The following is a 26,204-nucleotide window of genomic DNA, read 5'->3' as shown; positions in this document are numbered from 1 at the left end:
GGTCAGCAGTCATCGACGCCGCAGCGCTTAAGCAGGTAGATGTCCAGAATCCAGCCGTGTGCCTGCCGCAAGGCCGCGCGGGCGCGCGCGATGCGCGGGCCGGCTTGCGCCAGCGGGCCGCTGTCCAAGGTCTGCTGCGGCAGCCCGAGGTAAGCGCCCCACCAGATGTGCCAGGCGTGCGGGTCGGGCAACGCCTCAAACGCCGTGCCGCCATCAAGCATGACGGCCAGCGCCGGCACGTCCGCAGGGCAGCCGTGCTGGCGCAGCCACCGTCCTGAAGTGATCAACACCGGGCTAGCCAGCTCATTGAGCGGCACGGCATGCGCGGCGGCAAGCGCCTGCAGGGCGCTGATGCCGGGCACCACCTCCCATTCAAGCGGCAGCTCGCGCGCCACACGCTGGGCGATGCGCATCGAGCTGTCGAATAAGGCCGGATCGCCCCAGATCAGCACACCTGCTTGTCCGCCTTGAGGCAGGTGCTCACGCAGCGCTTGCGTCCAGGCTCGGGCCAGTGCGTCGTGCCAGCGCCGCACAGCGTCGAGATAGCGCGGTGTGTCGGCGGCATCGGCGCCTTCACGCGAGGGCACGGCGTAGCGCGCCACGCGCGGACCGCCACCCGCCTCGGCGTCGAAGTCGGGGCGCACCGTCTGCAGCAGGCGCAGCCGCGCCGCGGCCAGCTCGGCCTTATCTTCGCCTTTGTCCGGCAGCAACAACAGATCGACGCGGCGCAGCGCCTGCTCGCCCTGGAGCGTCAGGTGCGCAGGGCTACCCATGCCCATGCCAATGAGGCTCAACCGCCAGCGCGGACTCATGCAGCATCCTCCGCGGACGTGGCCCGGCGATAGCGGCGCTCGTAATCCGGCGCATACAGGCGGCTGCGGCCAAAGCCGTCTTGGGCCAGATTGCGCCCGACCAGGATCAGCGCGGTGCGCTCCAGCCCACCCTGCGCGGCCTGCACCAGCTCGCCCAGCGGCGCGCGCACGATCCGCTCATCCGGCCAACTGGCGCGCCAGACCACTGCTGCCGGGCAGTCGCCGCCGTAGTGCGGCAGCAGTGTCTGCACCACTGGCTCCAGCACGTGGATGCTCAGGTGGATCGCCAGCGTGGCCCCGGTGGCGGCCAAGACCTCCAAACGCTCGCCATCTGGCACCGGGGTGGCGCGCCCGTGGGCGCGGGTCAGCACGACCGTTTGGCTGCCGCCGGGCAAGGTCAACTCGCAGCCCAAGGCCGCCGCCGCGGCAGCAAAGGACGGCACTCCAGGCGTGATCGTGTACGGAATGCCTTCGGCCCGCAGCGCGCGCAACTGCTCTGCCATCGCCGACCACACCGACAAGTCGCCCGAGTGCAACCGAGCCACGTCCTGCCCGCGGGCGTGGGCGGCGCGGATTTCGTCCAGGATCTGCTCCAGCGACAGCGGCGCGGTGTCGATCACGCGCGCCTGCGGCGGGCAGTGCGCCAGCACCTGCGGCGGCACCAACGAGCCGGCATACAGGCACACTGGGCAGCGGGCGATCAAGTCGCGCGCGCGCAGCGTCAGCAGGTCGGGAGCGCCGGGCCCCGCGCCGATGAAATGCACGGTCATGTCGCATTCCCTCCAACTTCGACGGACGGCGCCTGCCACACCCATTGCCACTGCGGCCGCCACGGCACGAAGCCCTGCTGCGGCCCGAGCGGCTGCGCCTCCGCCAGCGCGATCTGCCGCAGCTGGCCGCCGTGGCGCTCGTGCAGCTGCGCCAACAAGGCTTGGGTGGCGGTGGTCACCGCGTTGACGACGACCCGGCAGCCCGCCGGCAGCCGCAGCCGCAGCGCCTGCCACAGCGCCGCATCCATGCCGCCACCGATGAACACCGCCTGCGGCTCGGGCAGTTGCGCCAGCGTCGCCAAGGCGTCGCTCGACCAGACGCGCAGGCGTGGGGTTAGGCCGAAGCGCTCGGCGTTGCGCTGCACGCGCTCGGCACGCACCGCGTCGCGCTCCACCGCCTCGGCCACACCGCCAGCCAGGCACCACTCGATGCTGATTGAGCCGCTGCCGGCACCCAAGTCCCACAACCGCTGCCCAGGGCGCGGCGCCAGCGCCTGCAGCGTCAACGCCCGCATCGGCGCTTTGGTGAGCTGGCCGTCGTGCTCGAACAGCGCATCGGGCAAACCGACGCAGGCGGGCAAGCCTTCCGGGCCATCGTGCAAGTCCAGCGCCAGCGCCAGCGGCGCTTGCAGGCCAGCTGGCGCGCCGTCCCGGATCGAGAAACGCTCGATGCGCTGCCGCGGCCCGCCCAGCCGTTGCAATGCCCAGGCGGTGCTGGCGCCAAAGCCTTCTTCGCGCAGCAGCACCACCGCTGCCTGCAACGCCGCCTCGTCGCGCAGCAGGCACAGCAGGCGCCGCCCCCGCCCCAAGTGCGGCCACAGCGTGCGCAGCGGCTGCGCGTGCAGCCCCAGGCAGCGCACCTCCTCCAACGGCCAGCCCAAAGCGCTGGCGGCCAGGGTGAACGTCGAGGGTGCCGGCACGGCCTGCCACTCGTGGCGCGGCAACGCGCGCGCCAGCACGCTGCCGGCGCCAAACCAAAACGGATCGCCCGAGACCAGCGCCACCACCGGCTGGCCGCGCCAAGCCAGCAGCGGGGCGATGTCAAACGGCACCGGCCACGGCTCGGCGCGCTCCGGCTCGATGCCGGCCAGCGCCAGATGGCGCGGCCCGCCAAAGACGCGCCGCGCTTGCGCCAGCAATCGGCGGCTAGACTCGCTGCAACCCTGCAGACCGTCTTCGCCGATGCCGATGATCGACAACCACGCTTCAGCCATGCACGTCCTCCTGCTTGGCGGCACCACCGAAGCCTCGCGCCTGGCGCAGGCGCTGGCCCGCGCTGGCGTGCCTGCGACGTTTTCCTACGCCGGGCGCACCGCGCAGCCGATCGCGCAGCCGCTGCCAACCCGCGTGGGCGGCTTCGGCGGCCCCGAGGGGCTGGCCGCCTATTTGCGCGAGCAGCGCATCACGCACGTGATCGACGCCACGCACCCCTTTGCCGCGCAGATGAGCCGCCACGCCATTGAAGCCTGTGCGCAGGCCGGCGTGCCGCTGCTGGCGCTGCAGCGCCCGCCGTGGCGCCCCGGCCCCTGCGACCGCTGGCACCGCGTGCCCGACCTCGACGCCGCCTTGCACGCGCTGCCGGCCACGCCAAGCCGGGTCTTTCTGGCCATCGGGCGCCAGCACGTGCAGCCGTTTTTGCGGCGCACGCCGCATTGGTATCTGCTGCGCATCGTCGAGCCGGGGCTTGAGGTGCCGCCGCAGCGCGGCGCGGTGGTGGTGCAGCGCGGCCCCTACACGCTGCAGGGCGACCTGGCGCTGCTGCGCACCCACTGCATCGAGTGGGTCGTGGCCAAAAACTCCGGCGGCGAGGGTGGGCAGGCCAAGCTGCTGGCCGCCCGCGCCCTGGGCCTGCCGGTGCTGCTGATCGAGCGCCCGGCGCTGCCGCCGCGGCCCATCGCCGAAACCATCGCCGAGGCGCTGCGGTGGCTCGGGCTGCCCGCGCACGAGGACTTCGACACCCCAAGGGCCGCCCCACGCGCAGACACTCCACCGGTTTGAGCCGCGCCGATGCAGCCCCCGACATCCCCTGCCCCGCTGCATCAATCGGCCCTCCGCGGGGTGTAGAGGTAGCGCCCCACCGTGCGCGTGGCGCGGCTACCGACGATGACCAGCGTGCGCATGTCGGCCATGTCCGGCTGCACCTGCGCCAGCGGCAGGTGCTGCACCGATTCCTGCGGCGTGAAGACCGCGCGCGCCAACCCCACCCAGCGCTGGGGCTCGCAGTGCTGGCGCAGCACCGCCAGCGCGCGGGCAAAGCCTTCAGGCCGGCTGCGCGAGCGCGGGTTGTAGAGCGCCAGCACCAGGTCGGCCTGCGCCGCCAGCGCGAGCCGGCGCTCGATCACTGCCCACGGCTTGAGGTTATCGCTCAGGTTGATGGCGCAAAAGTCGTGGCCCAGCGGCGCGCCCAGGCGAGCCGCCGCCGCCAGCATCGCCGTCACCCCGGGCAGCACGCGCACGTCCAGCTGCTGCCAAGCCGGCTCGGCCTCCATGGCCTCGAACACCGCGGCGGCCATGGCAAACACCCCCGGGTCGCCGGAGGAGACGATCACCACCCGCCGCCCCGCCTGCGCCAGCCGCAGCCCGTGACGCGCGCGCTCGAGTTCCTCGCGGTTGTCGCTGGCGTGATGGGCTTGATCCGCCCGCCGCGGCACGCGCGCCAAGTAAGGGCCGTAGCCCAGCACGTCGGTGGCCTGCTCCTGCGCCTGCTGCACTTGGGGCGTGACCAGCGCCGCATCCCCCGGCCCCAGACCGGCCACACACAGCCAGCCGCCGCTCATCCTTCAATCTCCGGCCGGCGGCCCTGCCCCGGCACCAGCACCAGGGCGAAATACGGGCAAGGCGCCCGCTCATCCACGCTGGCCAGCGGCTGCACCTGCTGCGCCTCCATGGTGCCTTCCTGCACCAGCCATGCCCGCGCCAGCAAGTCGGCTCGCTGAAGCGCCCGCCGCACCCGCCCGAGGTGGCGGCCCACTTTCATCACCACCAACGCATCGGCCTGCTGCATGCGCCGCGCCAACTCATCCTCGGGCAGCGTGCCCATCAAAACGGTCAACACGTCATCACCCCAGGCCATCGGCTGGCCGCAGGCCGACCAGCAACCGACCATGCCCGGCAACCCCGGCACCACCTCCACCGGCACGCGGCCACGGCGGCGCAATCTTTCATACAAATGCATGAACGAGCCGTAGAAAAACGGATCGCCCTCGCACAGCACCACGACGTCGTCCTGCGCGGCCAACGCTTCCAGTCGCTCGACCCATTGGTCATAAAACCGGGCCAGCAAATCGATGTAGGCCGGGCTGTCAAACGGCAGCTCGGTGGTGACGGGATACTCCATCGCGTGCTCCACCACCTGCGGCGCGAGCCAGGCTTGCGCGATGCGTCGCGCACGGCCGGGGCGGCCACGCTTGCGAAAGTAGGCCACCTGACGCGCCTGGGCGAGCCAACGCTGGGCGCGCACCGTCACCAAATGCGGGTCGCCCGGCCCCAAACCGACGCCGACGATTCGTCCCATCAACGCTCCTCCTCGCTGGCCAGTGCGTTGAGCGCTGCCGCCACGATGGCCGAGCCGCCCAGCCGCCCGTGCACCGTCAGCGCCGGCGCGGGCGGCTGCGCCATCAACGCCGCTTTGGACTCCGCCGCCCCGACGAACCCCACCGGACAGCCCAAAATGGCCGCTGGGCGCGGGCAGGCGGGCTCGCGCAGCATTTCCAGCAGGCGGAACAAGGCCGTCGGCGCATTGCCAATCGCCACCACCGCGCCAGCCAGATGGGGCCGCCACAGCTCCAGCGCCGCTGCGCTGAGCGTGGTGCCCAGCCGCTGCGCCAGGGCACCGACCTGCGGGTCGTGCAGCGTGCACAGCACCAGGTTGTCGGCGGGCAGACGCCGGCGCGTGATGCCGGAGGCCACCATCTGCGCGTCGCACAGAATCGGCGCACCGCAGCGCAGCGCGGCGCGCGCCGCCGGCACCAGATCGGGCGTGAAAGCCACGTCCCTGGCCAGCTCCACCAGGCCGCAGGCGTGGATCATGCGCACCACCACGGGCTCTTGCTGGGCATCGAAGCGCCCCAGGTCGGCCTCGGCACGGATGATGGCAAACGAGCGGCGGTAGATCGCCGCACCGTCGCGCTCGTAATCGTCCAACACCCCTGTCGTCATCGTGCAACCCCCCCCTCTTCCGATCGCTGCCAATCCTGCCGCCCAACATTACGGCGCATCGCGTCGATGAGCGGTTCAACTTCGTTGAAATGCGCATCTGCCGCGACATCAGCCCGACCCCACCCGATCCAATCCCAGCCTTCGGGGCGCACGCGCACGGTGGGCGCCGGATGGGGATGCGCGCAGCCCTTGGCGCAGCCGCTGACATGCAACCAACCGTCCGGCGGCAGGTTGGCTGCCAACAAGCCGGCCAATCGCAGCGTGTCACCGGCGGCCTGCACGCAGCCGGGGGCGCCGACGCACGCCGCCACGCGCAGCCGCGGATCCGTCGCTTCGGTGATCCACGCTTCATCCTGGGGAGCCCGAGCGTGGCGCTCCAGCAACACGGCCCGCCACGGCGTCAGCCGCAGCGGCGCCAGCTGCGCCAGCCTCGTCCACGCCGCGGCGCTGAGTCGCCCCCAAGGCGCGGCCACCCAGGCCACCCCTGGCGGCAGCACGGCCCACCATGCGAACGCATGGGGCCCGGCATCGGGCTGCACCCCAGGCGCAAGTTCGCTTGCGAGCCGGCGCCGTTGCGCCATCCAGGCCGCCATGCGCCGCGCAGCGCCAGGACCCTGAGCGCGCTGGGCAAACCATGTCGCCAGCGCCATGGCTTCCTCGGCCGCACGCTCCAGCGGCACCGCCAAGCCATACGGGCTGCCGTCGGGTCGCACGAGCGCCCAGCCGTCTTGCGACACCTCGATGCGCACGTCGGCGCTGGCCTTGCGCAGATAGGGGCGCTGACCCAGATCGACGGCAAAGCCGAACTTGGCTGGTAGCTGCGGCGCCTCGGGCTGGCGCAGCCGCTGCAGCAGCTGCCGCGCCACCCGGTGCGTGGCATCGCCTGGTTGCCAGCACGGCTGCACCAACACATTGCGCCGCGCCTCCTGCGTGGCGTCCTGGTCCAGCAGGCCCAGCGCCCGCAGGCCGCGCAACAGTGCGGCGTGCTGCTCCGGCTGCACCCCGCGCCACTGCAAATGAGCGCGCTGGGTCAATTCGATGACATCGAGCCGCTGCGCCTGCATCAGGGCCGCCAACCCCTCGGCCTGCCGCCGCGACAACCGCCCCAGCGGCACGCGGATGCGCAGGATCCAGCCGTCGCCCGACGGCATCGGCCGCCAGGCTCCCGGGCACCAGCCACGGCGCAGCGCCTCTGGAGTTCGGCCAGTTGCGAGCGTGCTCGTGCTCATCGCCCCGACGCCTCCACGGTTGCCGCCACGTCCGTCTGCTCCGCCTGATAGTGGGGGCTCAACGCCACCGTCGGGCCGATGATCAACAGCCCGGGCCGCGGCCCATAGGGCGGGGCTTGGCTGGCCAACACCTGCAGCGGACGGGCCAACACGGTTTGGGTCGGGCGCGTGCCATCCAGCACCAGCGCGGCTGGCGTATCCGGCGCCAGTCCATGCGCCATGAGGCGCTCGGCGATGCACGCCAGCCGCGCCACGCCCATGTAAAACACCAAGGTCTGGCCGGGGCGGGCCAACGCCGCCCAATCGTAGGCGCCGTCGCCGCGGTCTGCGTGCCCGGGCAAGAAGATGCACTGGCTGGCCAGTTCCCGTTGCGTCAGCGGGATGCCAGCGGCGGCGCCGCAGCCCTGCGCGGCGCTGACCCCAGGCACGACCTCAAACGGCACCGCCGCGGCGCACAGCGCCTGCATCTCCTCGCCGCCGCGGCCAAAGATGAAGGGATCGCCGCCTTTGAGCCGCACCACGCGCCGTCCGGCGCGGGCGTGCGCCACCATCAGCGCGTGGATGTCGGCCTGCGGCAGCGTATGCCGACCGCGCGCTTTGCCGACGTCGTAGCGCAGCGCCCGCGCCGGGATTTCGGCCAGGATGTCGGCGCCGATCAGGCGGTCGTGGATGACCACTTCGGCGCGACGCAGCCGATCCAGGGCGCGCAGGGTGAGCAAATCCAACGGCCCAGGGCCGGCGCCGACGATCGACACCCACCCCGGCGCCATCGGCACCGCAGCCTCAAGCAGCATGGTAGAGCCGGCGCTGCACCGCCACGCTGCGCTTCAGCGCGTGCAGAGCTTTGGCTGCCGCCAGCACCGCCAGGTCGATCAGCGGCTCCGCCACGATCACCGCCACATACGCCGCGCCAAACGCGCCGATGTTGGCCAGGTTGTCCGCCTCGAGGCCATGACCATACAGCGCCCAGAACGCCACCCAAGCCACGATGCCGCCCTGATAGGCCACGGACAGCTTGAGCGCCTGCGCGTAGCGCAGATCGACGCAGGCCACCTGCTGCGGGATGACCCGCTGCGCCAGCGCCGCGGTGGCATACAGCGGCACCAACAGCGTGGTGACGTTCATCCCGTATTGCGGCAAATCCGCCGGCGCAAAAAACAGCCCTTGAATCAGCAGCCCGCCAGCCAGCCCCAAGGCAGCTGGCGCCACCCCGAACAGCAGCAGCAACGTGGTGCCCAGGATCAGGTGCACCTCCGAGACGCCGACCGGATGGTGCGGCAGCACCTCGAAAAAGCAAAACACCAGGGCGGTGGTCAACAGCGAGCGCAGCAGCAAAGCCTGCGCCCCCTCCTGTCGCAGCATGTCCCAAGCCAGCTTGCCAGCCCAAGCCACCGCAGCGGTGCCGGTGGCGTAACCGAGTAACGCTTTGCTGCCTTCAACAACTCCGGGTTCGATGTGCATGACAGACCTCCTCACAGATGAATGCGCCCGGGCGGGCGCGGGGGGCCGAGGCGACCTCACCGCCTTCGGCAAAAACGGGCTCCTTGGGCAGCACCACCCAACGCGCCGACACGCCATCCGCGCCGGCGGCGCCGGCGTCCAGCGGCCGCACCGCGATGTGCTGCCCGAACACCTGCTCCAGCGCGCGGTGCGTGGCCGGATCGTCCGCCGGCCCTTGATGGCGCACGCGGCCGGCGTCCAGGATCAGCAGCTCGTCGGCGTGCAGCGCCATGTTGAGCTCGTGCAGCACGGTCACCACCGTCTGCCCCTGCCGCGTGAGCCCACGCACCAGCGCCAGCCAGTCGGCCTGGTGCGGCGGATCCAGGTGCGCCAGCGGCTCGTCCATCAGCAGAATCGGCGCCTGCACCGCCAGCAGACGCGCCAGCAGCACGCGCTGGCGCTGCCCGCCCGATAGCTGCGCAAGCGGCCGCGCGCGCCAGTCCCACGCCTGCGTCAGGCGCAGCGCCTCTTCGACCGCGCGGCGGTCGGCGGGGCTGGGCGCGCCGAGCCACGGCTGGTGCGGCAGGCGGCCCAGCATCGCCACGTCCCAGGCGGTCAGGTCGTCGCCGCCCGGCTCGGCCTGCCCGAGCCACGCCACCGTGCGGGCGCGCGCCCGGCGCGGCCAGTCCTGCAGCGCCCGCCCCAGCAGCTCGACGCGCCCGCCCTGCAGCGGCAGCAAGCCCGCCAGCGCCTTCAGCAGCGTCGATTTGCCCGCGCCGTTGGGGCCGACGATGCAGGTCCAGCGCCCGCGCGGCAGCGCCGCCGTCACGCCGTGCAGCACGGGGTGGCGGCCCAGCCGGACGCTGACCGCCTGCGCGGCCAGCGCGACGGGGCCGTTGGCATCCACCGCGGTGTGCATCATGCCCCCTGCCCCCGCAGCCGCCCGCGGTGCATCAGCCACAGCAGGTAGCCGCCGCCCAGCACCGCGGTCAGCACGCCCACCGGCACCTCCTGCGGCGCCAGCCACCCCCGTGCCAGCGTGTCGGCCGCCAGCAGCAGCGCGCCGCCCATCGCGGCGGCCAGCGCCATCAGCCAGCCGTGCGTCGTCGGCACCAGTGCGCGTACCAGGTGCGGCGCCGCGAGTCCCACGAAGGCGATCAGCCCGGTCTGCGCCACGGCGCTGGCGGTGGCCAGCGCCAGCACCGCCACCAGCGCCAGACGCAGCGTCGCCAGCGGCATGCCGAGGCTCGCGGCGGTGGCCTCGCCGAGCGCCAGCGCGTCCAGTGCGCGCGCCAGCAGCGTCGCCGCCGCGGTGCACAGCGCAGCGGCGGCCAGCATCAGCCCCGCCGAGGGCCAGCCGACGAACGCCGTGGAGCCGAGCAGAAACGCCTGCATCGCCTGCAGCGCATCCGGCGCCAGCAGCAGCACGGCCTGCGTGCCGGCCCCCAGCACCACGCCGACCACCACCCCCGCCAGCAGCAGCCGCAGCGTGTGCTGCACGCCGCGCGCCAGCGCCAGCGTCAGCAGCACCGCCGCCAGCGCCCCGACGAACGCCGCCCCGGTCAGGCCCAGCCGCACCCACAGGCTCGACGACAGCACGCTCCAGCCGGGGGCGCCCGCCCCTCCAAGCATGCCGGCCGAACCGCCCAAGGCCACCAAGGCGAGTGCCACTGCCAGCGACGCCCCCGCCGCGCTGCCGAGCAGGAACGGGTCGGCCAGCGGGTTGCGGAACAGCCCCTGCGCCACCGCGCCCGCCACCCCGAGCAACGCCCCGGCGGCCCAGGCGCCCAGCGCGCGCGGCAGCCGAATCTCCCACACGATCTGCGCGGCCAGCGCCGCCTGCCCCTCGTTCGGCGGCGATGCGAGCAACGTCCACACCGGCTCCAGCCCCTGGCTGCCGACGCTGACCGCCAGCGCCAGCAGCCCCGCCGCCGCCGCGAGCAGCGCGAGCAACACCCCGGCGGCGCGGCGCGCGTTCACGGGCGTCCTCCCGCCACGGCGGCCGCGGCATGACCCGCGGCAGCGCCCGTCGCCTCCCCCTGCGCGCCGCGGCCGGCGGCGGCGCGCGCCAGGCAGTCGGCCATCAGCCGCGCCGCCTCGGCCATGCGCGGGCCGGGGCGCACCAGCACGTCCGACTGCGCGGCGTCGAACGCACACACCCGCCCCTGCCGCACCGCGCGCAGCCGCGCCCAGCCGGGCCGCTGCGCCAGCGCCTCGGCGGCGCGGCTGCTGACCAGGATCACGTCCGGGTCGGCGCGCACGACGAACTCCGGGTTCAGCTTCGGAAAGGGGCCCAGCGCTGCCGGCACCACGTTGCGCGCGCCGAGCCGCTGCAGCGTCTGGCCGATAAACGACACCTCCCCCGCCGCGTAGGGCCCGGGGCTCACCTCCACATACACGCGCAGCCCGCGCGCCGCCGGCGGCAGCGACTGCGCCGCCGCCGACACCCCCGCGTCGATGGCGCGCCAGACGCGCGCCGCATCCGGCACCTCCAGCAGCGCGCCCAGCGCCAGCAGCACGCGCTGCACGTCGGGGTGCGTGCGCGGCTCCAGCGCCACCACCTTGAGCCCCAGCGCGCGCAGCCGCTCGATCGCGCGCGAGGAGGTGGCCAGCAGCACCACGTCGGGCCGCAGCGCCACGATCGCCTCGATGTTCGGATCCAGCCCGCCGCCGACGCGCGGTACGCCCGCGAGCGCCGGCGGCCAGTTGGTGTAGCGATCCACCCCCACCAGCCGATCGCAGCGGCCGAGCTCGCACACCGCCTCCGACAGCGACGGCAGCAGGCTGACGATGCGCTGCGGCGGCTGCGCCAGCCGCACCTCCACGCCGTGGTCGTCGGTGATGCGCACCTCGGCGCGCGCGGGCCAGCCGGCCAGCAGCGCGGCGGCCAGCCCCAGCGCCCCCGCCCATCCGAGCCGCGCAAGCCGCCTGAACCCCATCATCCCGACCCCTTCACAGTGAGCGGGCAGCCCGCCACCATCAGCGTGACGCGCTCGCAGCAGGCCGCCACGCGCTGGTTCAGCGCGCCCAGCGCATCGACGAAGGCGCGCGCCTCGCTGCCCAGCGGGATGACGCCCAGGCCGATCTCGTTGCCGACCAGCACCACCGGGCCGCTGACGGCCTGCAGCGCCTGCTCCAGCGCCTGCATCGGCGGCTCCAGCGTCTCCAGCTCCACCGCCGCCGCCCGCCCCGGCGGCCACGCCAGCTGCGTCAGCCACAGCGTCAGGCAATCCACCACCACCAGCGCCTGTGGCGAGCTCTGGCGCTCCAACGCCTGCGGCAGTTCCGCGCCGGTCACCTCCAGCGTCTCCAGCCCCGGCACGCGCGCGGCGCGCTCGCGCCGGTGGCGCTCGATGCGCGCGCGCATCTCGGCGTCGCGCGGCTGGGCGGTGGCCAGCAGCACCGCGCGGTGGCGCGCATCCGCCGCCAGCCACTGCGCCGCGCGGCCTTCGGCCCAGCGCGACTTGCCGCTCTTCTGCCCGCCCAGCACCAGCTCACGCATCGCCACCCTCCCGTGGGAGCTCGCCCGCCGCCGCGCGGCCTGGCCCGTCCATCCACGCCAGGATGATGCGGTGCAGCTGCGCCACGCCATCCGTCAGCGCCGCCGGGCCGGGCTGCAGGATGTCGGCGCTCTTGATCTCGTGCAGCTGGCCGTCGCGCACCGCCGGCACGTCCTGCCAGCCCGGCCGCGCGGCCACGCGCTCGGGCCGGAATTTCTTGCCACACCACGAGCCGATGATGAGATCGGGGGCGCGGCGCACCACCTCCTGCGGATCCGGCAGCACCCGGTCCTTGCCGAGCGACTCGCGCGCGCGCTCCGGGAAGATGTCCTGCCCGCCGGCCAGCTCGATCAGCTCCGACACCCAGCGGATGGCGGTGATCGGCGGGTCGTCCCACTCCTCGAAGTACACCCGCGGGCGGCGCGCGCCCTGCTGCAGGCGTTCGTGCACCGCCTCGCGCATCGCGGCGTGCTGCGCCCGCATCGCCTCCAAGAGCCGCTCACCCTGCTGCGCGCAGCCGACCAGCGCCGCCACCTGCCACAGCATCGCAAAGATCTCCTCGACGCTGCGCTGGTTGAACACCGTCACCGCCACGCCCGCGCGGATCAGCGCCGCGGCGAGGTCGGCCTGCAGGTCCGAAAAGCCGAACACGTGATCCGGCCGCAGCGCCAGGATCTTGTCGATCTTGGCGTTCAGGAAGGCGCTGACGCGCGGCTTTTCCTGCCGCGCCTGCGGCGGGCGCACCGTGTAGCCGCTGATGCCGACGATGCGGTGCTGCTGCCCGAGCAGGTAGAGCCACTCGGTGGTCTCCTCCGTCAGGCAGACGATGCGCTGCGGGCCGAAGTCGGGCCGGGTCATGCGGCGGTCTCCTGCACCATCACCGAGGCTGGCCCCTCCTGCGGCAAGGGCAGAAACAATTGCGCCGCCGCCTGCGGAGCCGAAGCAAACCAGGCGTGAAAGTAACTCGCCCGGACCGGCCCGTGGCGCCAGATGGCCTCAGGCCGGCCATGCGCCCGCGCCGGGGTGGTGTGCGCCGCGGGCGCAAGGGCAGTCTGCGTCTCCGAGTAGTGAAAGGTATGCCCGCGCAGCTCGCCCCAGGGTGTCGCCCACGCATGCGGCCCCAGCGCCACGAGCCGCGCGCGCATGACGGCCTCGCCCGGCAGCAGCCCCCACATCGGCACGCGCCGCCCGTCGGCCAGGGTCAGGCCCTCCAGCAGCGCCAGCATGCCGCCGCACTCCGCCCACACCGGGCGGCCCGCCTGCACGTGGCGCTGCACGCTGGCGCGCGTGCGGCCCGCGGCAGCCAGCGTGTCGGCGTGCAGCTCGGGGTAGCCACCCGGCAGCCACAGCGCATCGGCGTCGGGCAGCGGCTCGTCCGCCAGCGGCGAAAAGAACACCACCTCCGCCCCCAGCGCCTGCAGCGTCTCCACGTTGGCGGGGTAGATGAAGCTGAACGCCGCATCGCGCGCCACCGCGACGCGGCGCCCGGCCAGCCACGGCTCCACCACGGGCAGTTCGGCCGGCACCTCCAGCGCCACCGCCCAGCGCTGCCATTCGGACCCATCGAGCTGGCCCAACGACGTGCCCTCCAGCGCATCGGCCAAGCGATCCAGCCGGACCAGCGCATCGGGCAGCTCACCAGTCTGCGTCAGGCCGAGGTGGCGCTGCGGCAGGGCAAAACCTTCGTCACGCGGCAGCGCTCCCCACCAGGGGCCGTCGCCGTCGCGCAGCGCCGCTTGCAGCATCTGCGCGTGCCCCGTGCCGGCGACGCGGTTGGCCAGCACCCCTGCCCACGGCAGCCCCGGCCGGTAGTGGCGCAGCCCGTGCACCAGAGCGCCGAAGGTGCCCGCCATCGCTCCGGCGTCCACCACCGCCAGCACCGGGATGCCCAGTCGCTGCGCCAGTTCGGCGGCGCTGGGCTCGCCGTCGTAGAGGCCCATCACCCCCTCGATCAGGATCAGGTCGGCCTGCTGCGCCGCGCGCGCCAGCCGCGCGCGCACGTCGGCCTCGCCGTTCATCCAGAGGTCGAGGTTGTCCACCGGGTGGCCGCTGGCTCGCTCGAGCCATTGCGGGTCAAGAAAATCCGGCCCGCACTTGAACACCCGCACGCGCCGCCCCTGGCGCGCGTGCCAGCGCGCCAGCGCCGCGGTGACGCTGGTCTTGCCCTGACCGGAGGCCGGGGCCGCGATCAGCAGCGCGGGGCAGCGCATGGCGGCAGCGTTTACAGCGGCGGTCACCGGGGCCATGACCCGGCCTCAGCGTGGGGCCCAGGTCAGGCCGACGAACACCGTGCGGCCCGCCGTGGCATAGCCCAGCACCGATTCGTAGGCGCGATCGGTCGCGTTGTCGATGCGCGCGAGCAAGCGCCAGTCGCGCCCCAGCGGCCGCTCGGCCGTCAGGTTGAGCAGGGTGTACCCAGGCAGCCGCTGGGTGTTGGCCGCGTTGTTGTAGCGCTCGCCCACGTATTGCACCTCGCCACCCAGGCGCCAGCCGGCCAGCGCGGTGTCGGCCGTCAGGGTCGCCCGCGACCGCGCGCGGCGCGCCAGCCACTTGTCCGTCAACGCATTCTTGGGTCGCATCACGTCCCACGAGCCGCCCAGGTTGACCGCACCGACCCGGGTGCCGCCGCTGAACGTCACCCCCGTGATGCGGGCCCGCCCGACATTGCCGTAGCAACCGGCGTACGTTCCCACGCCGTTGACGCACGGCCCCGGCCCACTCACGTAGTCGATCAGGTCGCGCACGCGGTTGCGGTAGACCACCACGGCCAGGCGGTCCGTGCCGGATTGCCAGTGCACACCGGCCTCGACGTTGTGCGCGGTCTCGGCCTTCAGGTCCGGCGTGCCGTAGATGCTGAAGCGCTGAAACAGCGTCGGCACCCGGAACGCCGTACCCGCCGACGCCGTCAGGCGCAGCGTGCGGCTGACGTCATAGCCATAGGCCAGCAGCCCGGTGGACTGGCCGCCGAATTCGCTGTCGTCGTCGTGGCGCGCATTGACCTGCAGGTTGTGCGGCCCCGACCGCCAGCCGTAACCCACGGCCAGGGCGTTCTGGTGGCGGTCGGTGCGGGCCGGCGTGGTGCTGCGGTTTTGCAGCGCATCCTCGCGCCGCTCCAGATCGACCGTCATCAGGCCCTGGCCCAGCCGCACTTCGTTGCGCAGCAGCGCGGTGGTCACGCGCGTCTCGGTCAGGTACGGCGACGGCGTCGTCTCGTAGCGGTCGGTGCCGCGGGTCAGACTGGCGCGGGTGGACCAGACATCGCTCCACTGCGCCGTCCAGTGCAGCCCGGCCGTGCGCAGGCGGTGCAGGCTCTGGTCGTCCAGCCCGGGCGTGAATCCGTCGTAATCGGCGCGCTGACGGCTGTCCAGCAGCGTCACGTCCAGTTTCTGCCCGGGGGCCACCTGCCAGCCAATGCGGCCGGACAGGTTTTCGTTGCGGTAGCCGTCGCGGTCCGGGTTGCCCAGCGGGCGGACATTGAAGCCGTCGCTGCGCTCGGTCCCCACGCCCACCGCATAGTCCACGCCCTCGGCGCCACCGCGCAGCGACACCCCGAGCGTGCGCGTGTCCTGACTGCCCAGCCCCACCCGCACCGAGGGGAAGAACCCGGCCTCGCCCTGCCGCGTAAAGATCTGCACGACCCCAGCCAGCGCGTCCGAGCCATAGATGGCCGCGGCCGGACCGCGCAGCACCTCGATGCGATCCACCTGCGACAACGGGATCGCATTCCAGGTCGCCCCGCCGGTGGATTGCGAATCGATGCGCACCCCGTCGATGAACACCGCGGTGAAACGGCCCTCGGCGCCGCGCAGGTAGACGTTTGTCGTCGTGGCCGGCCCGCCGTTGCGGCTGATGGTGACACCCGGCACCCGCGCCAGGACATCGGCCAGCGCGGCGGCGCCGCTGCGCTCGATCGTGTCGCGGTCGATCACCGTCACATCGGCGATCACGTCGGTGATGGGCTGCTGCGAGCGGGTGGCACTAACCACCACCGCCCCCAGGGACGGGCCGGCCCCAGCCGGGGTGTCATCGGCCGCATGGGCCAGGGGTACACACAACAAGGCACCCACCGGCAGGGCAGGTGCGAGCGCGGCCGCGGCGGCGCGCACGAGAGGCGTTTTCATGAAAGCACGAACCAAACGAACGTGTCCTCACCGCCTTCCCCGACGGTGCGTGGACGTCACAACCGGCCCGACCGCGTCGAGCCGATCACCGCGTTGGCCGGTATCCGGGCTGGTGGAAGCAACCTTCGCGGGCCTTCCCAGATGCCAGGCATCCAGTGACCGACGGGCGAAAGCGGGGTGCGCGAACCACACGCACCCGTCCACTTACCGTTGCGGGGGCAGCGCTGGTTAGGATCCGGCCGAGCGGCCGGCATCCCCCCAAGCTTCCCGTTTAACTGCGCCGCGAGAACCGCGGCGCGAGCACCAACGCCCCACATTGTATTTCGAACCCTTGCGCGACCCCTACAATTCGCGGGTCATGACGCCTGCGATCATTGAAGAGCTCGCCCAGCGGCTCGAACGGCTGCTTTTGCGGCATCAGGAACTGCTGCGCACCCAGGCCCTGCTGCAGCAGGAGGTCCAGCGCCTGGCGCAGGAGCGCGATCACCTGCTTGCGCAATGCGCGGCCGCCCGGCAGCGCCTGGACGCCGTGATCGCCAGTGTCGCCGCCGAGGAGGACGCCCCATGAGCAAACCGGGCATCAAACAGGTCGAGGTCCAAATCATGAGCCAGACCTACCTGCTGGCCTGCCCCGTGGACGGCGAAGAGGCGCTGCGCGAGGCGGTGGCCAAGGTCGACGCCGCCATGTGCCGCATCCGTGACGCGGGCAAGGTCAAGGCACGCGACCGCATCGCCGTGCTCGCCGCGCTCAACATCGCCTTCGACGCCTCGCACCGGGATCCCTCGCTGGCCTTTCGCAACTCGTCCTTCGGCACGGCCGAAGGGGGCGACACCCCCACGGCCGACGCCGCGCCGGCTCTGTCGGCCGAAGCCGACGAGGCCCTGCGCCGGCTGATCGCGCGTATCGACGGCGCGCTCGCGGCCGACGACCAGTTGCTTTGATGCCCGGAGGCGACGGCCCCCTGGGTGCGCCTGCGCGGTATGCCGTCGCACGATCGGCCTGACACCGGCGTACAATGGGGGCGTCTGTCAACCGCCGGGCTTTATATTCCTTGAACCAATGCTCTTTGAGCCCGGGCTTGGTACATCGTGCAGTGGGCGCGATCGTCTCGCGTCAGACGAACCCGAAGCTGCGCTGCCCTCGCCCACCTGAACCCCCGCGTTCAGGATGCCGGCCCGGCGGCTTGGCAGACACCTCTTCGCCCACCCCCGGCGCCGTCCTGCGCGCTGGCACCGCTGCGCTGTTGGCATGCTCGACCCCCTGCTAATCGCCGAATTGGCCGCTCTGGGCCTCGTGACCGGATTTTTTGCGGGGCTGCTGGGCATCGGCGGCGGCATGCTCCTCGTGCCCTTCATCACCTTCATTCTGAGCCACCGCGGCATCTCGGCCGATCTGGCGGTCAAGATGGCCATCGCCACCTCGATGGCCACCATCGTGTTCACCTCCATCTCCAGCGTGCGCGCGCACCATCGGCGGGGCGTCGTGCGCTGGGATCTGGTGGCGCGGCTGGCACCGGGCATCGTGCTTGGGGCCGCGCTGGCGGGTGCGGGGGTCTTTCGCATCGTGCAGGGGCGCTGGCTGGCCTTGCTGTTTGCCGGGTTCGTCGCCTTTTCGGCCACGCAAATGCTGCGGGGGAGCAAACCCTCGGCGCACCGCAGCCTGCCCGGCCCGGGCGGACAGTTTGCCGCTGGCGGGCTCATCGGATTTCTGTCCGGCCTGGTCGGCGCGGGCGGGGGCTTCATCAGCGTCCCGTTCATGACTTGGTGCAACGTCGCCATGCACCAGGCGGTCGCCACCAGCGCGGCGCTCGGCTTTCCCATCGCGCTGGCCAACGCCGTGGGCTACATCTGGTCGGGCGCCCAGGTGGCGGGCCGACCCGCAGGGTCGCTGGGCTTCATCTTTTTGCCCGCGCTGGCCGTCATTGCCAGCGCCAGCGTGCTCATGGCCCCGGTGGGGGTGCGCGTGGCCCACGCGCTGCCCGTCTCCACCCTCAAACGCGTCTTTGCGCTGATTCTGTACGGCCTGGCGGCCGCGATGACTTACGAGGCGTGGAGCGGTTGAGCCGCGACGACGATGCCGTCCGCATCGGCGTATAGCCAGTCACCCGGGCGCACCCAGACGCCCTGAATCTGGACGGCCACATCGCGCTGGCCCTGCCCCCGCTTGTCGGTGGGCAGAGGCATGGCCGCCAGGGCGCGGATGCCGACAGGGGCCGCCGACAGCTCGGCCACGTCCCGCACGCAGCCATCCACGACCACCCCGGCCCAGCCGTTGCGCGCCGCCGCGGCCGCCAGATTGCCCCCGACCAGCGCGCGCCGCAACGACGCCCCGCCATCCACGACCAGCACTCGACCCAACCCGGGCTCGTCCAGCGCGGCTTTGACCAGGCTGTTGTCCTCGTGGCATTTGACGGTGCTCACCGGGCCGCCGAAATGGCCGCGCCCGCCAAAATCCCGAAACACCGGCGGCAGCACGCGGAATGCGCCGCTCGTGTCGCCCTTGTGGGCATCGCACAGATCGCAGGTGGAAAACGCGGTCGTCATGGGCCTAAGCAATGCGGAAGTCGATTCAGTCCGCATCATAGGTCATGGCCCAGGCCCCACCGGCGTCGGCGCGGCGCAACGACCACCCCCTCCCCGACGCGGGAAAACCCCGCCCAGACGCCAAAATGCCCGCTGCGCTCTAGAATAACCAGGGGTTTGCGTATACGATGCGTTCATCCATGCGAGCGCCAGGCGCTCCGTGGCGAGCTTGCAACCAACCGAAGGAACCCTCCATGGCCACTGCGAAGAAAGCTGCCACCGCCAAGTCTGCCCCCGCGGCCAAGACCGCCCAACCGGCTGCCAAGGCCGCCGCGCCGAAGCGCACGCCCAACGCGGCGTTCATGAAGCCGATGACGCCGAGCGCCGATCTGGCGGCCATCGTCGGTGCCAAGCCGCTGCCGCGCACCGAGGTGACCAAGAAGGTGTGGGAGTACATCAAGAAGAACAAGCTGCAGGACGCCACCAACAAGCGCATGATCAACGCCGACGCCAAGCTCAAGGCCGTGCTCAAGAAGCCCCAGGTGTCGATGTTCGAGATGACCAAGCTCATCAGCGCCCACCTGTCGTGAGCTGAGATCTTTTGCCGCCGGCCGGCCGCGCGACGCGACGGCCCAGCCAACAAAAAACCCCGCCTCGGCGGGGTTTTTTGCGCGGGAGCGAAGCGCGATCAGCGGATGACCGCGATCTCCGAACGCTGGCCACCCTTGTAGGTGTACAGCGTCAGGGCGCCGTTCTTGATGTCACCCTTCTCGTCGAACTCGATCTGGCCCGTCACGCCCTTGTAGCTGATCGACTTGAGCGCCGGCAGGTACTTGGCCGGATCGGCCGAGTTGGCGTTTTGCATGGCCTTGACCATCACGTTGACGGCGTCGTACACGTACGGGGCGTACACCTGGACGTCCATGCCGAACTTGGCCTTGTAGTCGGCGCGGAACTTATCCATCGCGGCCTTTTGTTCGCCCTCGACACCACCGGCCTCGGCGCAGTAGACCTGCTCGTCGGCCATGCCGTCGCCGGCCAGCTTGGGCAGCTCGCTGGTGCAGATGCCGTCGCCACCCATGAACTTGGCGTTGATGCCCAGCTGCTTCATCTGCTTGAGCATCGGGCCAGCCACGGCGTCCATGCCGCCGAAGAACACCACGTCGGGCTTCTTGGCCTTGATCTTGGTCAGGATGGCGTTGAAGTCGGTGGCCTTGTCGTTGGTGAACTCGCGGTCCACGACCTCGCCGCCGGCGGCTTTGACGCCCTTCTCGAACTCGTCGGCCACGCCCTGGCCGTAGGCGGTGCGGTCGTCGATGACGGCCACCTTCTTGGCGCCCAGCTTCTCGATCGCGTACTTGCCCAGCGTGCCGCCCAGGTGCGTGTCATCCGCCACCACGCGGAAGACGTTGTTGAAGCCCTGGCGGGTGTACTTCGGGTTGGTGGCCGACGGCGAGATCTGCGGGATGCCGGCCGCGTTGTACAGCTGCGACGCCGGGATGGTGGTGCCCGAGTTCAGGTGACCGATCACGCCATTGACCTTGGCGTCGACCAGCTTCTGCGCGGCGGCCGTGCCTTGCTTCGGATCCCCCGCATCGTCTTCGGCCAGCAGCTCGAACTTGACCGGCTTGCCTTCGATCTGGATGCCGGCGGCGTTGAGCTCGTCGATGGCCATGCGGGCGCCGTTTTCGTTGTCCTTGCCGAGGTGCGCGATCGGGCCGCTGGTGGGACCGACGTGACCGATCTTGACGACCAGCTGCTCGACAGCCGGGCCTTGCGCCGCAGCGGGCTTGGCTTCTTCCTTCTTGCCGCAGGCAGCCAGAGCGATGGCGGCAGCAGCGACGATGGCCAGTTTATATTGCATTTGCATGGTGACCCTTGTCAGACGAAATGGTTGAACGGTTTGCGCAACACGGAACTTTTCGCGCAGGCCTTTACGATACACGAAAAACGTCAGATCAGATGAGGGCGTCTGAAAGGGTCAATCGCGGGTTGACCCTAATGCATCACCCAACGCTTCGCGGACATGATCCGCGATTTCATCGCGCAATATCGCGGCAATCACCGCGGCACCGGCACTCGACTGCGCCAGCATCCAGGCCTGCAGCGCATCCGCAATGCGCCACTCCAATTCAGGCAAAAAGCGTGCCATCACGCGGTCGGTGATCGTGTCCACCAGCGCCTCGGTCGGCGGGGCGGGTGCCGCGGCCTCGGTCGCCATCCCATCGGTCGCCGCCTCGGGAACCGAACGAGGCACCGGTGCTGAAGACGCGGGGGGCACGAACGGCGGCGCGGACGGCGCTGGGGCCGGAGCCACCGACAGCCCCGCCACCACATCGGTGAGCGTGGGGACGACCGGCGGCGGCTGACGGCCGGGCGGTGTCATGCCCCCACCCCGGCCGGTGCCGGCGCAGACCGTTGGGCCCGATCGTGCGCGACCGGGCTCACACCCATCCCCTGGTAGCGGCGCCAGCGCTGCCGCGCGGCGGCCTTGTCGGCCTCGTCGGACGAGACCACCTCCACCACGCGCGCAAACCGCACCCCGTCGGCCTCCAGCACGCTGGGCCATTCGGGCTGGGCATTCACGAGCACGCCGCGCTCGCCCGCCAGGGGATCGGCGGGCCCGGCGATCACGACGGGCGATCGTTTGCGCAGCAGCTCGGCCGCGTCGGCGCGAACATGGGGGACGAAGTCATCGACCGGCAGCGTCCACAGCGCCTCGTCGAGGCGCGCCACCTCGTCCGGCGCGACCACCACCCACACCCGCGCCCCCGCCGCGTAAGCCTTGGCCAGCAGACGGCAGAGGTAGGTGCTGCGCGCTGGCCAGGGGGCCGGCACGTTCAGGTGAAACGCCACGTCCATGGCGGCATTCGCATTCAGGGGGTCAATGGGCGGCGCGCCGGCTGCGCTTGGACGGGCGGGTCGAGCGGTCCGGTTGGCCCTGGGTCTGCGCCCGCGCCGCCTCGTCGAGCAGATAGCGCACCAGCAGCGGGACGGGCCGCCCCGTGGCGCCCTTGTCCTTGCCGCTCTTCCAGGCGGTGCCGGCGATGTCCAGGTGCGCCCACGGTACGTCCTTGACGAAGCGCTGCAGAAACTTGGCCGCGGTGACCGCACCTGCCGCCCGACCGCCGACGTTGGCCACGTCCGCAAAGGACGACTTCAGCGCCTCGCCGTACTCCTCGTCGAGCGGCATGCGCCAGCAGGGATCGGCCGCCGCATCGCCGGCCTCGAGCAGGGCGCGCGCCAGCTCGTCGTCGTTGGCGAACAGGCCCGAGCGCACCTGGCCCAGCGCGATCACGCAGGCCCCGGTCAGCGTGGCGATATCGATCACGGCACGCGGCTGGAAGCGCTGCGCGTAGGTCAGCGCGTCGCACAGGATCAGACGCCCCTCGGCATCGGTGTTCAGAATCTCGATGGTTTGACCGCTGAGGCTGCGCACGACGTCGCCCGGCTTGACCGCGCGGCCGCCCGGCATGTTTTCGCAAGCCGGGATCAGGCCCACGACGTTGAGGGCCGGGCGCAGATGGGCCAGCGCCTCGAACGTGCCCAGCACGCTGGCCGCGCCGCCCATGTCGAATTTCATTTCGTCCATGTCCGCCGCGGGCTTGAGCGAGATGCCCCCCGTGTCGAACGTGATCCCCTTGCCGACCAGCACCACCGGCGCGACCGACTTGGCCGCCCCGCGGTAGTGCAGGACGATGAAGCGCAGCGGCTGATCCGACCCCTGCGCGACGGCGAGGAAGGCGCCCATGCCCAGCTTGGCCACCTCTTTGGGGCCGAGCACCTCCACGGCGATGCCGCGGCCTTGCAGGGCCTTGGCCGCCTCCGCCAAGTCCGCCGGCGTGGCGTGGTTGGCGGGGCGGTTGGCCCATTCCTTGGCCAGCTCCTGCCCGCGCACGATGGCCACGGCCTCGTCGAAGGTCGATTGCACCCCCTCGCGGTTCGCCACCCCCACGGTGACGGCAGCCAGGGCACGCGGCTGCGGCTCGGACAGCGTGGTCGTGTAGCGGTAGCTCGCCTCGGCCACGGCCAACACGGCGGACCGCACGGCCAGCGGCGGCAGCGCCCCCAGTTGCAGGACCAGACGGCGCACCGGCGAGCCGCCCTTGAGGGCACCGAACGCGGCCGAAACCGCCTGCCGCACCCGGGGCGCACTGCCGTCGCCGCAGCGCACCAGCACGACGCGCCGCGGCCGCACGCCAGGCAGCCGGTGGGCGGCCAGCCACTGTCCGGGCTCGGCCTTCAGATCGCCCTCGGCCAGCGCCTGGCGCGCCCAGAGGGTCAGCGGATCGGCCTGGGCGGCATCCCCGCCGTCGCCGGCATCGGGCCACAGCAGGATCAGCGCATCGGCCTCGGTGGAGGCGGCTTCGTGCGCCGTGAGCGTCTTGAGTTGGAAGTCCATAATGCGGGCTGTCGTTTCGAACCACCGTCGATGTTATTCGAATCCTCGATCCGCCGCGAACTGGCGCGCAGCTTCGGCGCCGCGCTGGTCGTGATGCTGACCGTCGTCATCACCATGATGCTGGTGCGATCGCTCGGCCAGGCCAGCCGCGGCGAGGTGGACCCGCAGACGCTCGTGCTGTTTTTGACCTACGGCATGCTCGGGCAACTGGGCCCCGTGCTGACCGTCGCGCTGTTCGTCGCGGTGGCGGGCACGCTGTCGCGCATGTACCGCGACAGCGAGATGGTGATCTGGCACATGAGCGGGCTGGGGCTCGGGCGCTTCATTCGTCCCGTGGTCCGGTTTGCGTGGCCCATCTGGGTCGCGATCGCCGTCCTGATGGCTTTTGCCGCGCCGTGGGCGCAGCAGCAGCGCGACGAGATGCGCGCGCGCTACGAGCAGCGCGGCGACCTCGAGCGCATCGCGCCCGGACAGTTTCAGGAGTCCAGCGGCGGGCGCCGGGTGTTTTTCATCGACCGCGACACGCAAAATGGCCGCGAGGGCCGCAATGTGTTCGTCGCCAGCGTCGAGCGCGACGGCAGCGAAAGCATCGTGTCGGCCCGCGCGGGCCGCGTGGTGACGGTGGACGGGGTGACCTATCTGGTGCTGGAGGACGGCCAGCGCCTGTGGCGGCCGGCCCAGGACAGCCACGAGGCGTTGCAGGTCAGCGAGTTCGAGCAGCACTGGGTGCGGGTGCACGGCGCCAGCGCCACGGCGGGCGACGTCAGCCGGCGCGGTGCGCTGCCGACCTGGGTGCTGCTGCGGGACGGGTCGCCCGCCAGCCGCGGCGAGCTGGCGTGGCGCGCCGGCATGGTGATCAGCGCCATCAACCTGGCCCTGCTGGCCATCGCCGTCGCGGCCACCAATCCGCGCGCGGGCAACAGCGGCAATCTGCTGTTCATGCTGCTGGCCTTCGTCACCTACTACAACCTGCTGAGCGCGGGCAGCGACTGGATCGCCCGCGAACGCGTCGGCGCCCTGTCCTTCATGCTGGCGCTGCACGGGGGCGTGGCCCTGGGGGCGCTGCTGTGGATGGCGCACCGCGAACACCCCTGGACCCTGCGGCTGCGCCGCCGCGCGGAGTCGCCCGCATGAAAACCGTCCGGCGGCTGATCTACGGCGAGGTGCTGGCGGCGGTGGCGTTCGTGCTGCTGGCCTTCCTGGCGCTGTTCTCGTTCTTCGACCTGATCGACGATCTGTCGTCCCTGGGCCGCCCGTCGCTCGTGCGCCCCGGGGACCAGTACGACATGACCGACGCCCTGCTCTACGTCGGCCTGCTGCTGCCCAGCCGCTTGTACGAGCTGATGCCGATCGCGGTGCTGATCGGCACGGTGTACGCCATGGCCCGGCTGGCCCAGGGGTCGGAATTCACCATTTTGCGCACCAGCGGCCTGGGGCCGGGGCGGGCCCTGCGGCTGGTGGCGGTGCTGGGCGTGGGCTTCGCGGTGCTGACCTTTGCCGTGGGCGACTACCTGGCCCCGGCGGCCGAGCGCCAAGGCCAATTGCTCAAGGCGCAGTTTCGCGGGGGGATCAGCATCGGGCAGACCGGCGCCTGGCTGCGGGAGCGCACGCAGGACACGCACACCTCGGTGAATGTGCGGGCGCTGTCCCCCGATGGAGAGCTGCGCGGCATCCGGCTGTTCGTCTTCGACGCCCACGGCCGCGTGCGGGAGACGGTTCGAGCAGCGGCCGGCACCATCGACGCGCAAACGGGCGTCTGGCACCTGCGGGAGGTGGAGCGCCAGCGGTTCGACGACGCGCAGCACACCCGCCGCGAAGCGCTGGCCACGCTCGACTGGCCCTCCTCCCTGAGCGCGGACATGCTCAACGTGGCCCTGCTCAAGCCCCAGCGCATGCGCACGCTGGACCTGTTCAACTATGTGCGGCACCTGGAGGCCAACGAACAGACCGCCCAGCGCTACGAGATCGAGTTCTGGCGCAAGCTCTTCTACCCGCTGAGCTGCGTGGTGATGGTGGTGCTGGCGCTGCCGTTCGCCTATCTGCACTTCCGCAACCAGGGGCTGTCGGCCTATGTGTTCGCGGGCATCATGATCGGCATCAGCTTCTTCCTGATCAACAGCGTGTTCGGCCACATCGGCAACCTGCACGGCTGGCAGCCCTGGCTGGCCGCGGGGGCGCCGTCGGCCCTGTACTCGCTGCTGTCGCTGGCCGCCTTTGGCTGGCTGGTGCTGCGCCGCTGACGCGTTGGAGGTCGTGCGTGAATCTGCATCAGTTTCGCTTCGTGCAAGAGGCCGTGCGCCGCAACCTCAACCTGACCGAGGCGGCCAAGGCCCTGCACACCTCGCAGCCGGGCGTCTCCAAGGCCATCCTGGAGCTGGAGGACGAACTCGGCATCGACATCTTTGCGCGCCACGGCAAGCGCATCAAGCGGCTGACCGAGCCCGGCCGGCAGGTCGTGCGCAGCATCGAAATCATCCTGCGCGAGGTGCAAAACCTCAAACGCATCGGGGAGCATTACGCGGCCCAGGACAGCGGCACGCTGTCCATCGCCACCACGCACACCCAGGCGCGCTATGTGCTGCCCGCGCCGGTGGTGCGGCTGCGGCAGGCCTACCCCAAGGTCAGCATCAGCCTGCATCAGGGCTCGCCCGATCAGGTGGCGCGCCTGGTGCTCGAAGACGGCGCCGACATCGGGATTGCGACGGAATCGCTGTCGCACTACGACGATCTGGTCACCCTGCCCTGCTACGAATGGCAGCACATGCTGGTGCTCCCCCCGGGCCACCCGCTGCTGGAGCGCGAGCGCATCGGGCTGGAGGACCTGGTCGCGCAGCCGCTCATCACCTACCACCCCACCTTCACCGGGCGCACACGCATCGACCAAGCCTTCGCCCAACGCGGCCTCACGCCCCAGATCGTGCTGGAAGCCATCGATTCCGACGTCATCAAAACCTACGTCAAGCTGGGCATGGGTGTGGGCATCGTGGCTGAAATGGCCGTCCAGGGCGAGGAGCGCACGCCGGATCTGGTGGCCCGGCCGGCGGGCCACTTGTTCGGCCAGAACGTGGCGCGGGTGGCGTTCAAACGCGGTGCGTACCTGCGCCAGTTCGTGCTGCGTTTTGCCGAGTTTCTCAGTGACCGCCTCTCGCGCGACCTCATCCTGCGCGCGATGGAAGGCGGCGGCCACGACTACCAACTGTGATGCCCCCGACGCCAGCGCCCCACCGACCATGAACGCCCCCATTGCCC

29 protein-coding genes and 1 riboswitch are annotated in these 26,204 nt (G+C 71.5%); of the genes, 8 read left to right on the top strand and 21 right to left on the bottom strand.

The genetic code is table 11. The features are described from left to right. Positions 1-2: 2 nt before the first annotated feature. The 3 genes from cobF to cbiE are packed head-to-tail and all read right to left on the bottom strand — an operon-like array spanning position 3 to position 2,796. Positions 3-812: a precorrin-6A synthase (deacetylating) gene (gene cobF, locus Tfont_RS04090; RefSeq protein ID WP_143968495.1), complete on the bottom strand. Its 810-nt coding sequence runs from the start codon at positions 810-812 to the stop codon at positions 3-5. Next, on the bottom strand, positions 809-1,582 hold the full coding sequence (cobM, locus tag Tfont_RS04085) for a precorrin-4 C(11)-methyltransferase (RefSeq protein ID WP_143968494.1): 774 nt from the start codon (positions 1,580-1,582) through the stop codon (positions 809-811). The genes cobF and cobM overlap by 4 nt, the downstream gene beginning before the upstream one ends. Continuing rightward, positions 1,579-2,796 (bottom strand): precorrin-6y C5,15-methyltransferase (decarboxylating) subunit CbiE, encoded by a 1,218-nt coding sequence (cbiE, locus tag Tfont_RS04080; RefSeq protein WP_143968493.1) that lies wholly within the window; start codon positions 2,794-2,796, stop codon positions 1,579-1,581. Before cbiE ends, cobM begins: the two co-directional genes overlap by 4 nt. On the opposite strand from cbiE, the gene Tfont_RS04075 reads away from it, so the two are divergent. Further along, a complete protein-coding gene (locus Tfont_RS04075) occupies positions 2,795-3,580 on the top strand; it encodes a cobalt-precorrin-6A reductase (protein ID WP_143968492.1) in 786 nt (261 codons plus the stop codon). The two genes, cbiE and Tfont_RS04075, sit on opposite strands and share 2 nt — an antisense overlap. 41 nt (positions 3,581-3,621) lie before the next feature. On the opposite strand, the gene cobJ is transcribed toward Tfont_RS04075, so the two are convergent. The 13 genes from cobJ to Tfont_RS04010 are packed head-to-tail and all read right to left on the bottom strand — an operon-like array spanning position 3,622 to position 16,030. After that, entirely contained in the window at positions 3,622-4,359 is a 738-nt protein-coding gene (gene cobJ, locus Tfont_RS04070; RefSeq protein WP_143968491.1) for a precorrin-3B C(17)-methyltransferase, read from the bottom strand. After that, positions 4,356-5,096 (bottom strand): precorrin-2 C(20)-methyltransferase, encoded by a 741-nt coding sequence (gene cobI, locus Tfont_RS04065; RefSeq protein WP_143968490.1) that lies wholly within the window; start codon positions 5,094-5,096, stop codon positions 4,356-4,358. Before cobI ends, cobJ begins: the two co-directional genes overlap by 4 nt. Then, positions 5,096-5,725 carry a precorrin-8X methylmutase gene (locus Tfont_RS04060; RefSeq protein WP_221934262.1) on the bottom strand — a complete coding sequence of 210 codons (630 nt, stop codon included), beginning with the start codon at positions 5,723-5,725 and terminating at the stop codon, positions 5,096-5,098. The genes cobI and Tfont_RS04060 overlap by 1 nt, the downstream gene beginning before the upstream one ends. Positions 5,726-5,736: 11 nt before the next feature. Then, the gene (locus tag Tfont_RS04055) at positions 5,737-6,969 is read right to left on the bottom strand and encodes a precorrin-3B synthase (protein ID WP_143968489.1); all 1,233 of its coding nucleotides are present in this window, start codon (positions 6,967-6,969) and stop codon (positions 5,737-5,739) included. Further along, the gene (gene cobA / locus Tfont_RS04050) at positions 6,966-7,763 is read right to left on the bottom strand and encodes a uroporphyrinogen-III C-methyltransferase (protein WP_143968488.1); all 798 of its coding nucleotides are present in this window, start codon (positions 7,761-7,763) and stop codon (positions 6,966-6,968) included. The genes Tfont_RS04055 and cobA overlap by 4 nt, the downstream gene beginning before the upstream one ends. Next, a complete protein-coding gene (locus Tfont_RS04045) occupies positions 7,753-8,430 on the bottom strand; it encodes an energy-coupling factor ABC transporter permease (RefSeq protein ID WP_143968487.1) in 678 nt (225 codons plus the stop codon). Before Tfont_RS04045 ends, cobA begins: the two co-directional genes overlap by 11 nt. After that, positions 8,405-9,331 carry an ABC transporter ATP-binding protein gene (locus Tfont_RS04040; RefSeq protein WP_260682251.1) on the bottom strand — a complete coding sequence of 309 codons (927 nt, stop codon included), beginning with the start codon at positions 9,329-9,331 and terminating at the stop codon, positions 8,405-8,407. Before Tfont_RS04040 ends, Tfont_RS04045 begins: the two co-directional genes overlap by 26 nt. Beyond that, positions 9,328-10,389, bottom strand: coding sequence for an iron chelate uptake ABC transporter family permease subunit (locus tag Tfont_RS04035; RefSeq protein ID WP_143968486.1), 1,062 nt, complete (start codon positions 10,387-10,389; stop codon positions 9,328-9,330). The genes Tfont_RS04040 and Tfont_RS04035 overlap by 4 nt, the downstream gene beginning before the upstream one ends. After that, complete coding sequence (locus tag Tfont_RS04030; RefSeq protein WP_143968569.1) at positions 10,386-11,348, bottom strand: ABC transporter substrate-binding protein; 963 nt, start codon at positions 11,346-11,348, stop codon at positions 10,386-10,388. Before Tfont_RS04030 ends, Tfont_RS04035 begins: the two co-directional genes overlap by 4 nt. Next, on the bottom strand, positions 11,348-11,911 hold the full coding sequence (locus Tfont_RS04025) for a bifunctional adenosylcobinamide kinase/adenosylcobinamide-phosphate guanylyltransferase (protein WP_068609296.1): 564 nt from the start codon (positions 11,909-11,911) through the stop codon (positions 11,348-11,350). The genes Tfont_RS04030 and Tfont_RS04025 overlap by 1 nt, the downstream gene beginning before the upstream one ends. Next, positions 11,904-12,767: a cobalamin-binding protein gene (locus Tfont_RS04020; protein ID WP_143968485.1), complete on the bottom strand. Its 864-nt coding sequence runs from the start codon at positions 12,765-12,767 to the stop codon at positions 11,904-11,906. Before Tfont_RS04020 ends, Tfont_RS04025 begins: the two co-directional genes overlap by 8 nt. Then, positions 12,764-14,155, bottom strand: coding sequence for a cobyrinate a,c-diamide synthase (locus Tfont_RS04015; RefSeq protein ID WP_260682250.1), 1,392 nt, complete (start codon positions 14,153-14,155; stop codon positions 12,764-12,766). The genes Tfont_RS04020 and Tfont_RS04015 overlap by 4 nt, the downstream gene beginning before the upstream one ends. A 9-nt stretch (positions 14,156-14,164) precedes the next feature. Beyond that, entirely contained in the window at positions 14,165-16,030 is a 1,866-nt protein-coding gene (locus tag Tfont_RS04010; protein ID WP_143968484.1) for a TonB-dependent receptor domain-containing protein, read from the bottom strand. 78 nt (positions 16,031-16,108) lie between these two features. Beyond that, positions 16,109-16,353, bottom strand: a riboswitch (cobalamin riboswitch). A gap of 35 nt (positions 16,354-16,388) precedes the next feature. Here Tfont_RS04010 and Tfont_RS04005 point away from each other — a divergent pair. From Tfont_RS04005 to Tfont_RS03995, 3 genes are all read left to right on the top strand, one after another. After that, positions 16,389-16,598 (top strand): DUF904 domain-containing protein, encoded by a 210-nt coding sequence (locus Tfont_RS04005; RefSeq protein ID WP_143968483.1) that lies wholly within the window; start codon positions 16,389-16,391, stop codon positions 16,596-16,598. An 11-nt stretch (positions 16,599-16,609) separates the two neighbouring features. Next, complete coding sequence (locus Tfont_RS04000; RefSeq protein WP_143968567.1) at positions 16,610-16,972, top strand: cell division protein ZapA; 363 nt, start codon at positions 16,610-16,612, stop codon at positions 16,970-16,972. 307 nt (positions 16,973-17,279) lie between these two features. Continuing rightward, entirely contained in the window at positions 17,280-18,092 is an 813-nt protein-coding gene (locus Tfont_RS03995; protein ID WP_143968482.1) for a sulfite exporter TauE/SafE family protein, read from the top strand. Here the strand turns inward: Tfont_RS03995 and rraA are convergent. Next, complete coding sequence (rraA, locus tag Tfont_RS03990; protein ID WP_143968481.1) at positions 18,071-18,574, bottom strand: ribonuclease E activity regulator RraA; 504 nt, start codon at positions 18,572-18,574, stop codon at positions 18,071-18,073. The two genes, Tfont_RS03995 and rraA, sit on opposite strands and share 22 nt — an antisense overlap. Before the next feature lie 179 nt (positions 18,575-18,753). Between rraA and Tfont_RS03985 the strand changes: the two genes are divergently transcribed. After that, a complete protein-coding gene (locus tag Tfont_RS03985; RefSeq protein ID WP_068609287.1) occupies positions 18,754-19,143 on the top strand; it encodes an SWIB/MDM2 domain-containing protein in 390 nt (129 codons plus the stop codon). Positions 19,144-19,241: 98 nt separating this feature from the next. Here the strand turns inward: Tfont_RS03985 and Tfont_RS03980 are convergent, their stop codons facing one another. From Tfont_RS03980 to Tfont_RS03965, 4 genes are all read right to left on the bottom strand, one after another. Further along, complete coding sequence (locus Tfont_RS03980; RefSeq protein ID WP_143968480.1) at positions 19,242-20,417, bottom strand: branched-chain amino acid ABC transporter substrate-binding protein; 1,176 nt, start codon at positions 20,415-20,417, stop codon at positions 19,242-19,244. A gap of 117 nt (positions 20,418-20,534) precedes the next feature. Then, on the bottom strand, positions 20,535-20,939 hold the full coding sequence (locus Tfont_RS03975; protein WP_143968479.1) for a hypothetical protein: 405 nt from the start codon (positions 20,937-20,939) through the stop codon (positions 20,535-20,537). Beyond that, on the bottom strand, positions 20,936-21,415 hold the full coding sequence (locus tag Tfont_RS03970; RefSeq protein WP_068609283.1) for a DNA polymerase III subunit chi: 480 nt from the start codon (positions 21,413-21,415) through the stop codon (positions 20,936-20,938). Before Tfont_RS03970 ends, Tfont_RS03975 begins: the two co-directional genes overlap by 4 nt. Before the next feature lie 22 nt (positions 21,416-21,437). Continuing rightward, a complete protein-coding gene (locus tag Tfont_RS03965; RefSeq protein ID WP_143968478.1) occupies positions 21,438-22,955 on the bottom strand; it encodes a leucyl aminopeptidase in 1,518 nt (505 codons plus the stop codon). 30 nt (positions 22,956-22,985) lie between these two features. Here Tfont_RS03965 and lptF point away from each other — a divergent pair, with 30 nt between their 5' ends. The 3 genes from lptF to Tfont_RS03950 are packed head-to-tail and all read left to right on the top strand — an operon-like array spanning position 22,986 to position 26,157. After that, on the top strand, positions 22,986-24,089 hold the full coding sequence (gene lptF, locus Tfont_RS03960) for an LPS export ABC transporter permease LptF (RefSeq protein WP_143968477.1): 1,104 nt from the start codon (positions 22,986-22,988) through the stop codon (positions 24,087-24,089). Continuing rightward, the gene (gene lptG / locus Tfont_RS03955) at positions 24,086-25,195 is read left to right on the top strand and encodes an LPS export ABC transporter permease LptG (protein WP_143968476.1); all 1,110 of its coding nucleotides are present in this window, start codon (positions 24,086-24,088) and stop codon (positions 25,193-25,195) included. Before lptF ends, lptG begins: the two co-directional genes overlap by 4 nt. Positions 25,196-25,212: 17 nt before the next feature. Next, positions 25,213-26,157, top strand: coding sequence for a CysB family HTH-type transcriptional regulator (locus Tfont_RS03950; RefSeq protein ID WP_068609275.1), 945 nt, complete (start codon positions 25,213-25,215; stop codon positions 26,155-26,157). Positions 26,158-26,204: the final 47 nt, after the last annotated feature.

Source organism: Tepidimonas fonticaldi (genome assembly GCF_007556755.1).
GTDB lineage: Bacteria > Pseudomonadota > Gammaproteobacteria > Burkholderiales > Burkholderiaceae_C > Tepidimonas > Tepidimonas fonticaldi.
Note: the sequence above shows the minus strand (reverse complement) of the source record. Positions and strands in the feature narration are given on the sequence as shown.

Excerpts from the sequence above, each read along its gene's own strand:
- cobF (WP_143968495.1), bottom strand. The coding sequence starts at position 812 with ATGAGTCCGCGCTGGCGGTTGAGCCTCATTGGCATGGGCATGGGTAGC.
- cobM (WP_143968494.1), bottom strand. The coding sequence starts at position 1,582 with ATGACCGTGCATTTCATCGGCGCGGGGCCCGGCGCTCCCGACCTGCTG.
- Tfont_RS04075 (WP_143968492.1), top strand. The coding sequence starts at position 2,795 with ATGCACGTCCTCCTGCTTGGCGGCACCACCGAAGCCTCGCGCCTGGCG.
- cbiE (WP_143968493.1), bottom strand. The coding sequence starts at position 2,796 with ATGGCTGAAGCGTGGTTGTCGATCATCGGCATCGGCGAAGACGGTCTG.
- cobJ (WP_143968491.1), bottom strand. The coding sequence starts at position 4,359 with ATGAGCGGCGGCTGGCTGTGTGTGGCCGGTCTGGGGCCGGGGGATGCG.
- cobI (WP_143968490.1), bottom strand. The coding sequence starts at position 5,096 with ATGGGACGAATCGTCGGCGTCGGTTTGGGGCCGGGCGACCCGCATTTG.
- Tfont_RS04055 (WP_143968489.1), bottom strand. The coding sequence starts at position 6,969 with ATGAGCACGAGCACGCTCGCAACTGGCCGAACTCCAGAGGCGCTGCGC.
- cobA (WP_143968488.1), bottom strand. The coding sequence starts at position 7,763 with ATGCTGCTTGAGGCTGCGGTGCCGATGGCGCCGGGGTGGGTGTCGATC.
- Tfont_RS04045 (WP_143968487.1), bottom strand. The coding sequence starts at position 8,430 with ATGCACATCGAACCCGGAGTTGTTGAAGGCAGCAAAGCGTTACTCGGT.
- Tfont_RS04040 (WP_260682251.1), bottom strand. The coding sequence starts at position 9,331 with ATGATGCACACCGCGGTGGATGCCAACGGCCCCGTCGCGCTGGCCGCG.
- Tfont_RS04030 (WP_143968569.1), bottom strand. The coding sequence starts at position 11,348 with ATGGGGTTCAGGCGGCTTGCGCGGCTCGGATGGGCGGGGGCGCTGGGG.
- Tfont_RS04025 (WP_068609296.1), bottom strand. The coding sequence starts at position 11,911 with ATGCGTGAGCTGGTGCTGGGCGGGCAGAAGAGCGGCAAGTCGCGCTGG.
- Tfont_RS04020 (WP_143968485.1), bottom strand. The coding sequence starts at position 12,767 with ATGACCCGGCCCGACTTCGGCCCGCAGCGCATCGTCTGCCTGACGGAG.
- Tfont_RS04015 (WP_260682250.1), bottom strand. The coding sequence starts at position 14,155 with ATGGCCCCGGTGACCGCCGCTGTAAACGCTGCCGCCATGCGCTGCCCC.
- Tfont_RS04010 (WP_143968484.1), bottom strand. The coding sequence starts at position 16,030 with ATGAAAACGCCTCTCGTGCGCGCCGCCGCGGCCGCGCTCGCACCTGCC.
- Tfont_RS04005 (WP_143968483.1), top strand. The coding sequence starts at position 16,389 with ATGACGCCTGCGATCATTGAAGAGCTCGCCCAGCGGCTCGAACGGCTG.
- Tfont_RS03995 (WP_143968482.1), top strand. The coding sequence starts at position 17,280 with ATGCTCGACCCCCTGCTAATCGCCGAATTGGCCGCTCTGGGCCTCGTG.
- rraA (WP_143968481.1), bottom strand. The coding sequence starts at position 18,574 with ATGACGACCGCGTTTTCCACCTGCGATCTGTGCGATGCCCACAAGGGC.
- Tfont_RS03985 (WP_068609287.1), top strand. The coding sequence starts at position 18,754 with ATGCGAGCGCCAGGCGCTCCGTGGCGAGCTTGCAACCAACCGAAGGAA.
- Tfont_RS03980 (WP_143968480.1), bottom strand. The coding sequence starts at position 20,417 with ATGCAATATAAACTGGCCATCGTCGCTGCTGCCGCCATCGCTCTGGCT.
- Tfont_RS03975 (WP_143968479.1), bottom strand. The coding sequence starts at position 20,939 with ATGACACCGCCCGGCCGTCAGCCGCCGCCGGTCGTCCCCACGCTCACC.
- Tfont_RS03970 (WP_068609283.1), bottom strand. The coding sequence starts at position 21,415 with ATGGACGTGGCGTTTCACCTGAACGTGCCGGCCCCCTGGCCAGCGCGC.
- Tfont_RS03965 (WP_143968478.1), bottom strand. The coding sequence starts at position 22,955 with ATGGACTTCCAACTCAAGACGCTCACGGCGCACGAAGCCGCCTCCACC.
- lptF (WP_143968477.1), top strand. The coding sequence starts at position 22,986 with ATGTTATTCGAATCCTCGATCCGCCGCGAACTGGCGCGCAGCTTCGGC.
- lptG (WP_143968476.1), top strand. The coding sequence starts at position 24,086 with ATGAAAACCGTCCGGCGGCTGATCTACGGCGAGGTGCTGGCGGCGGTG.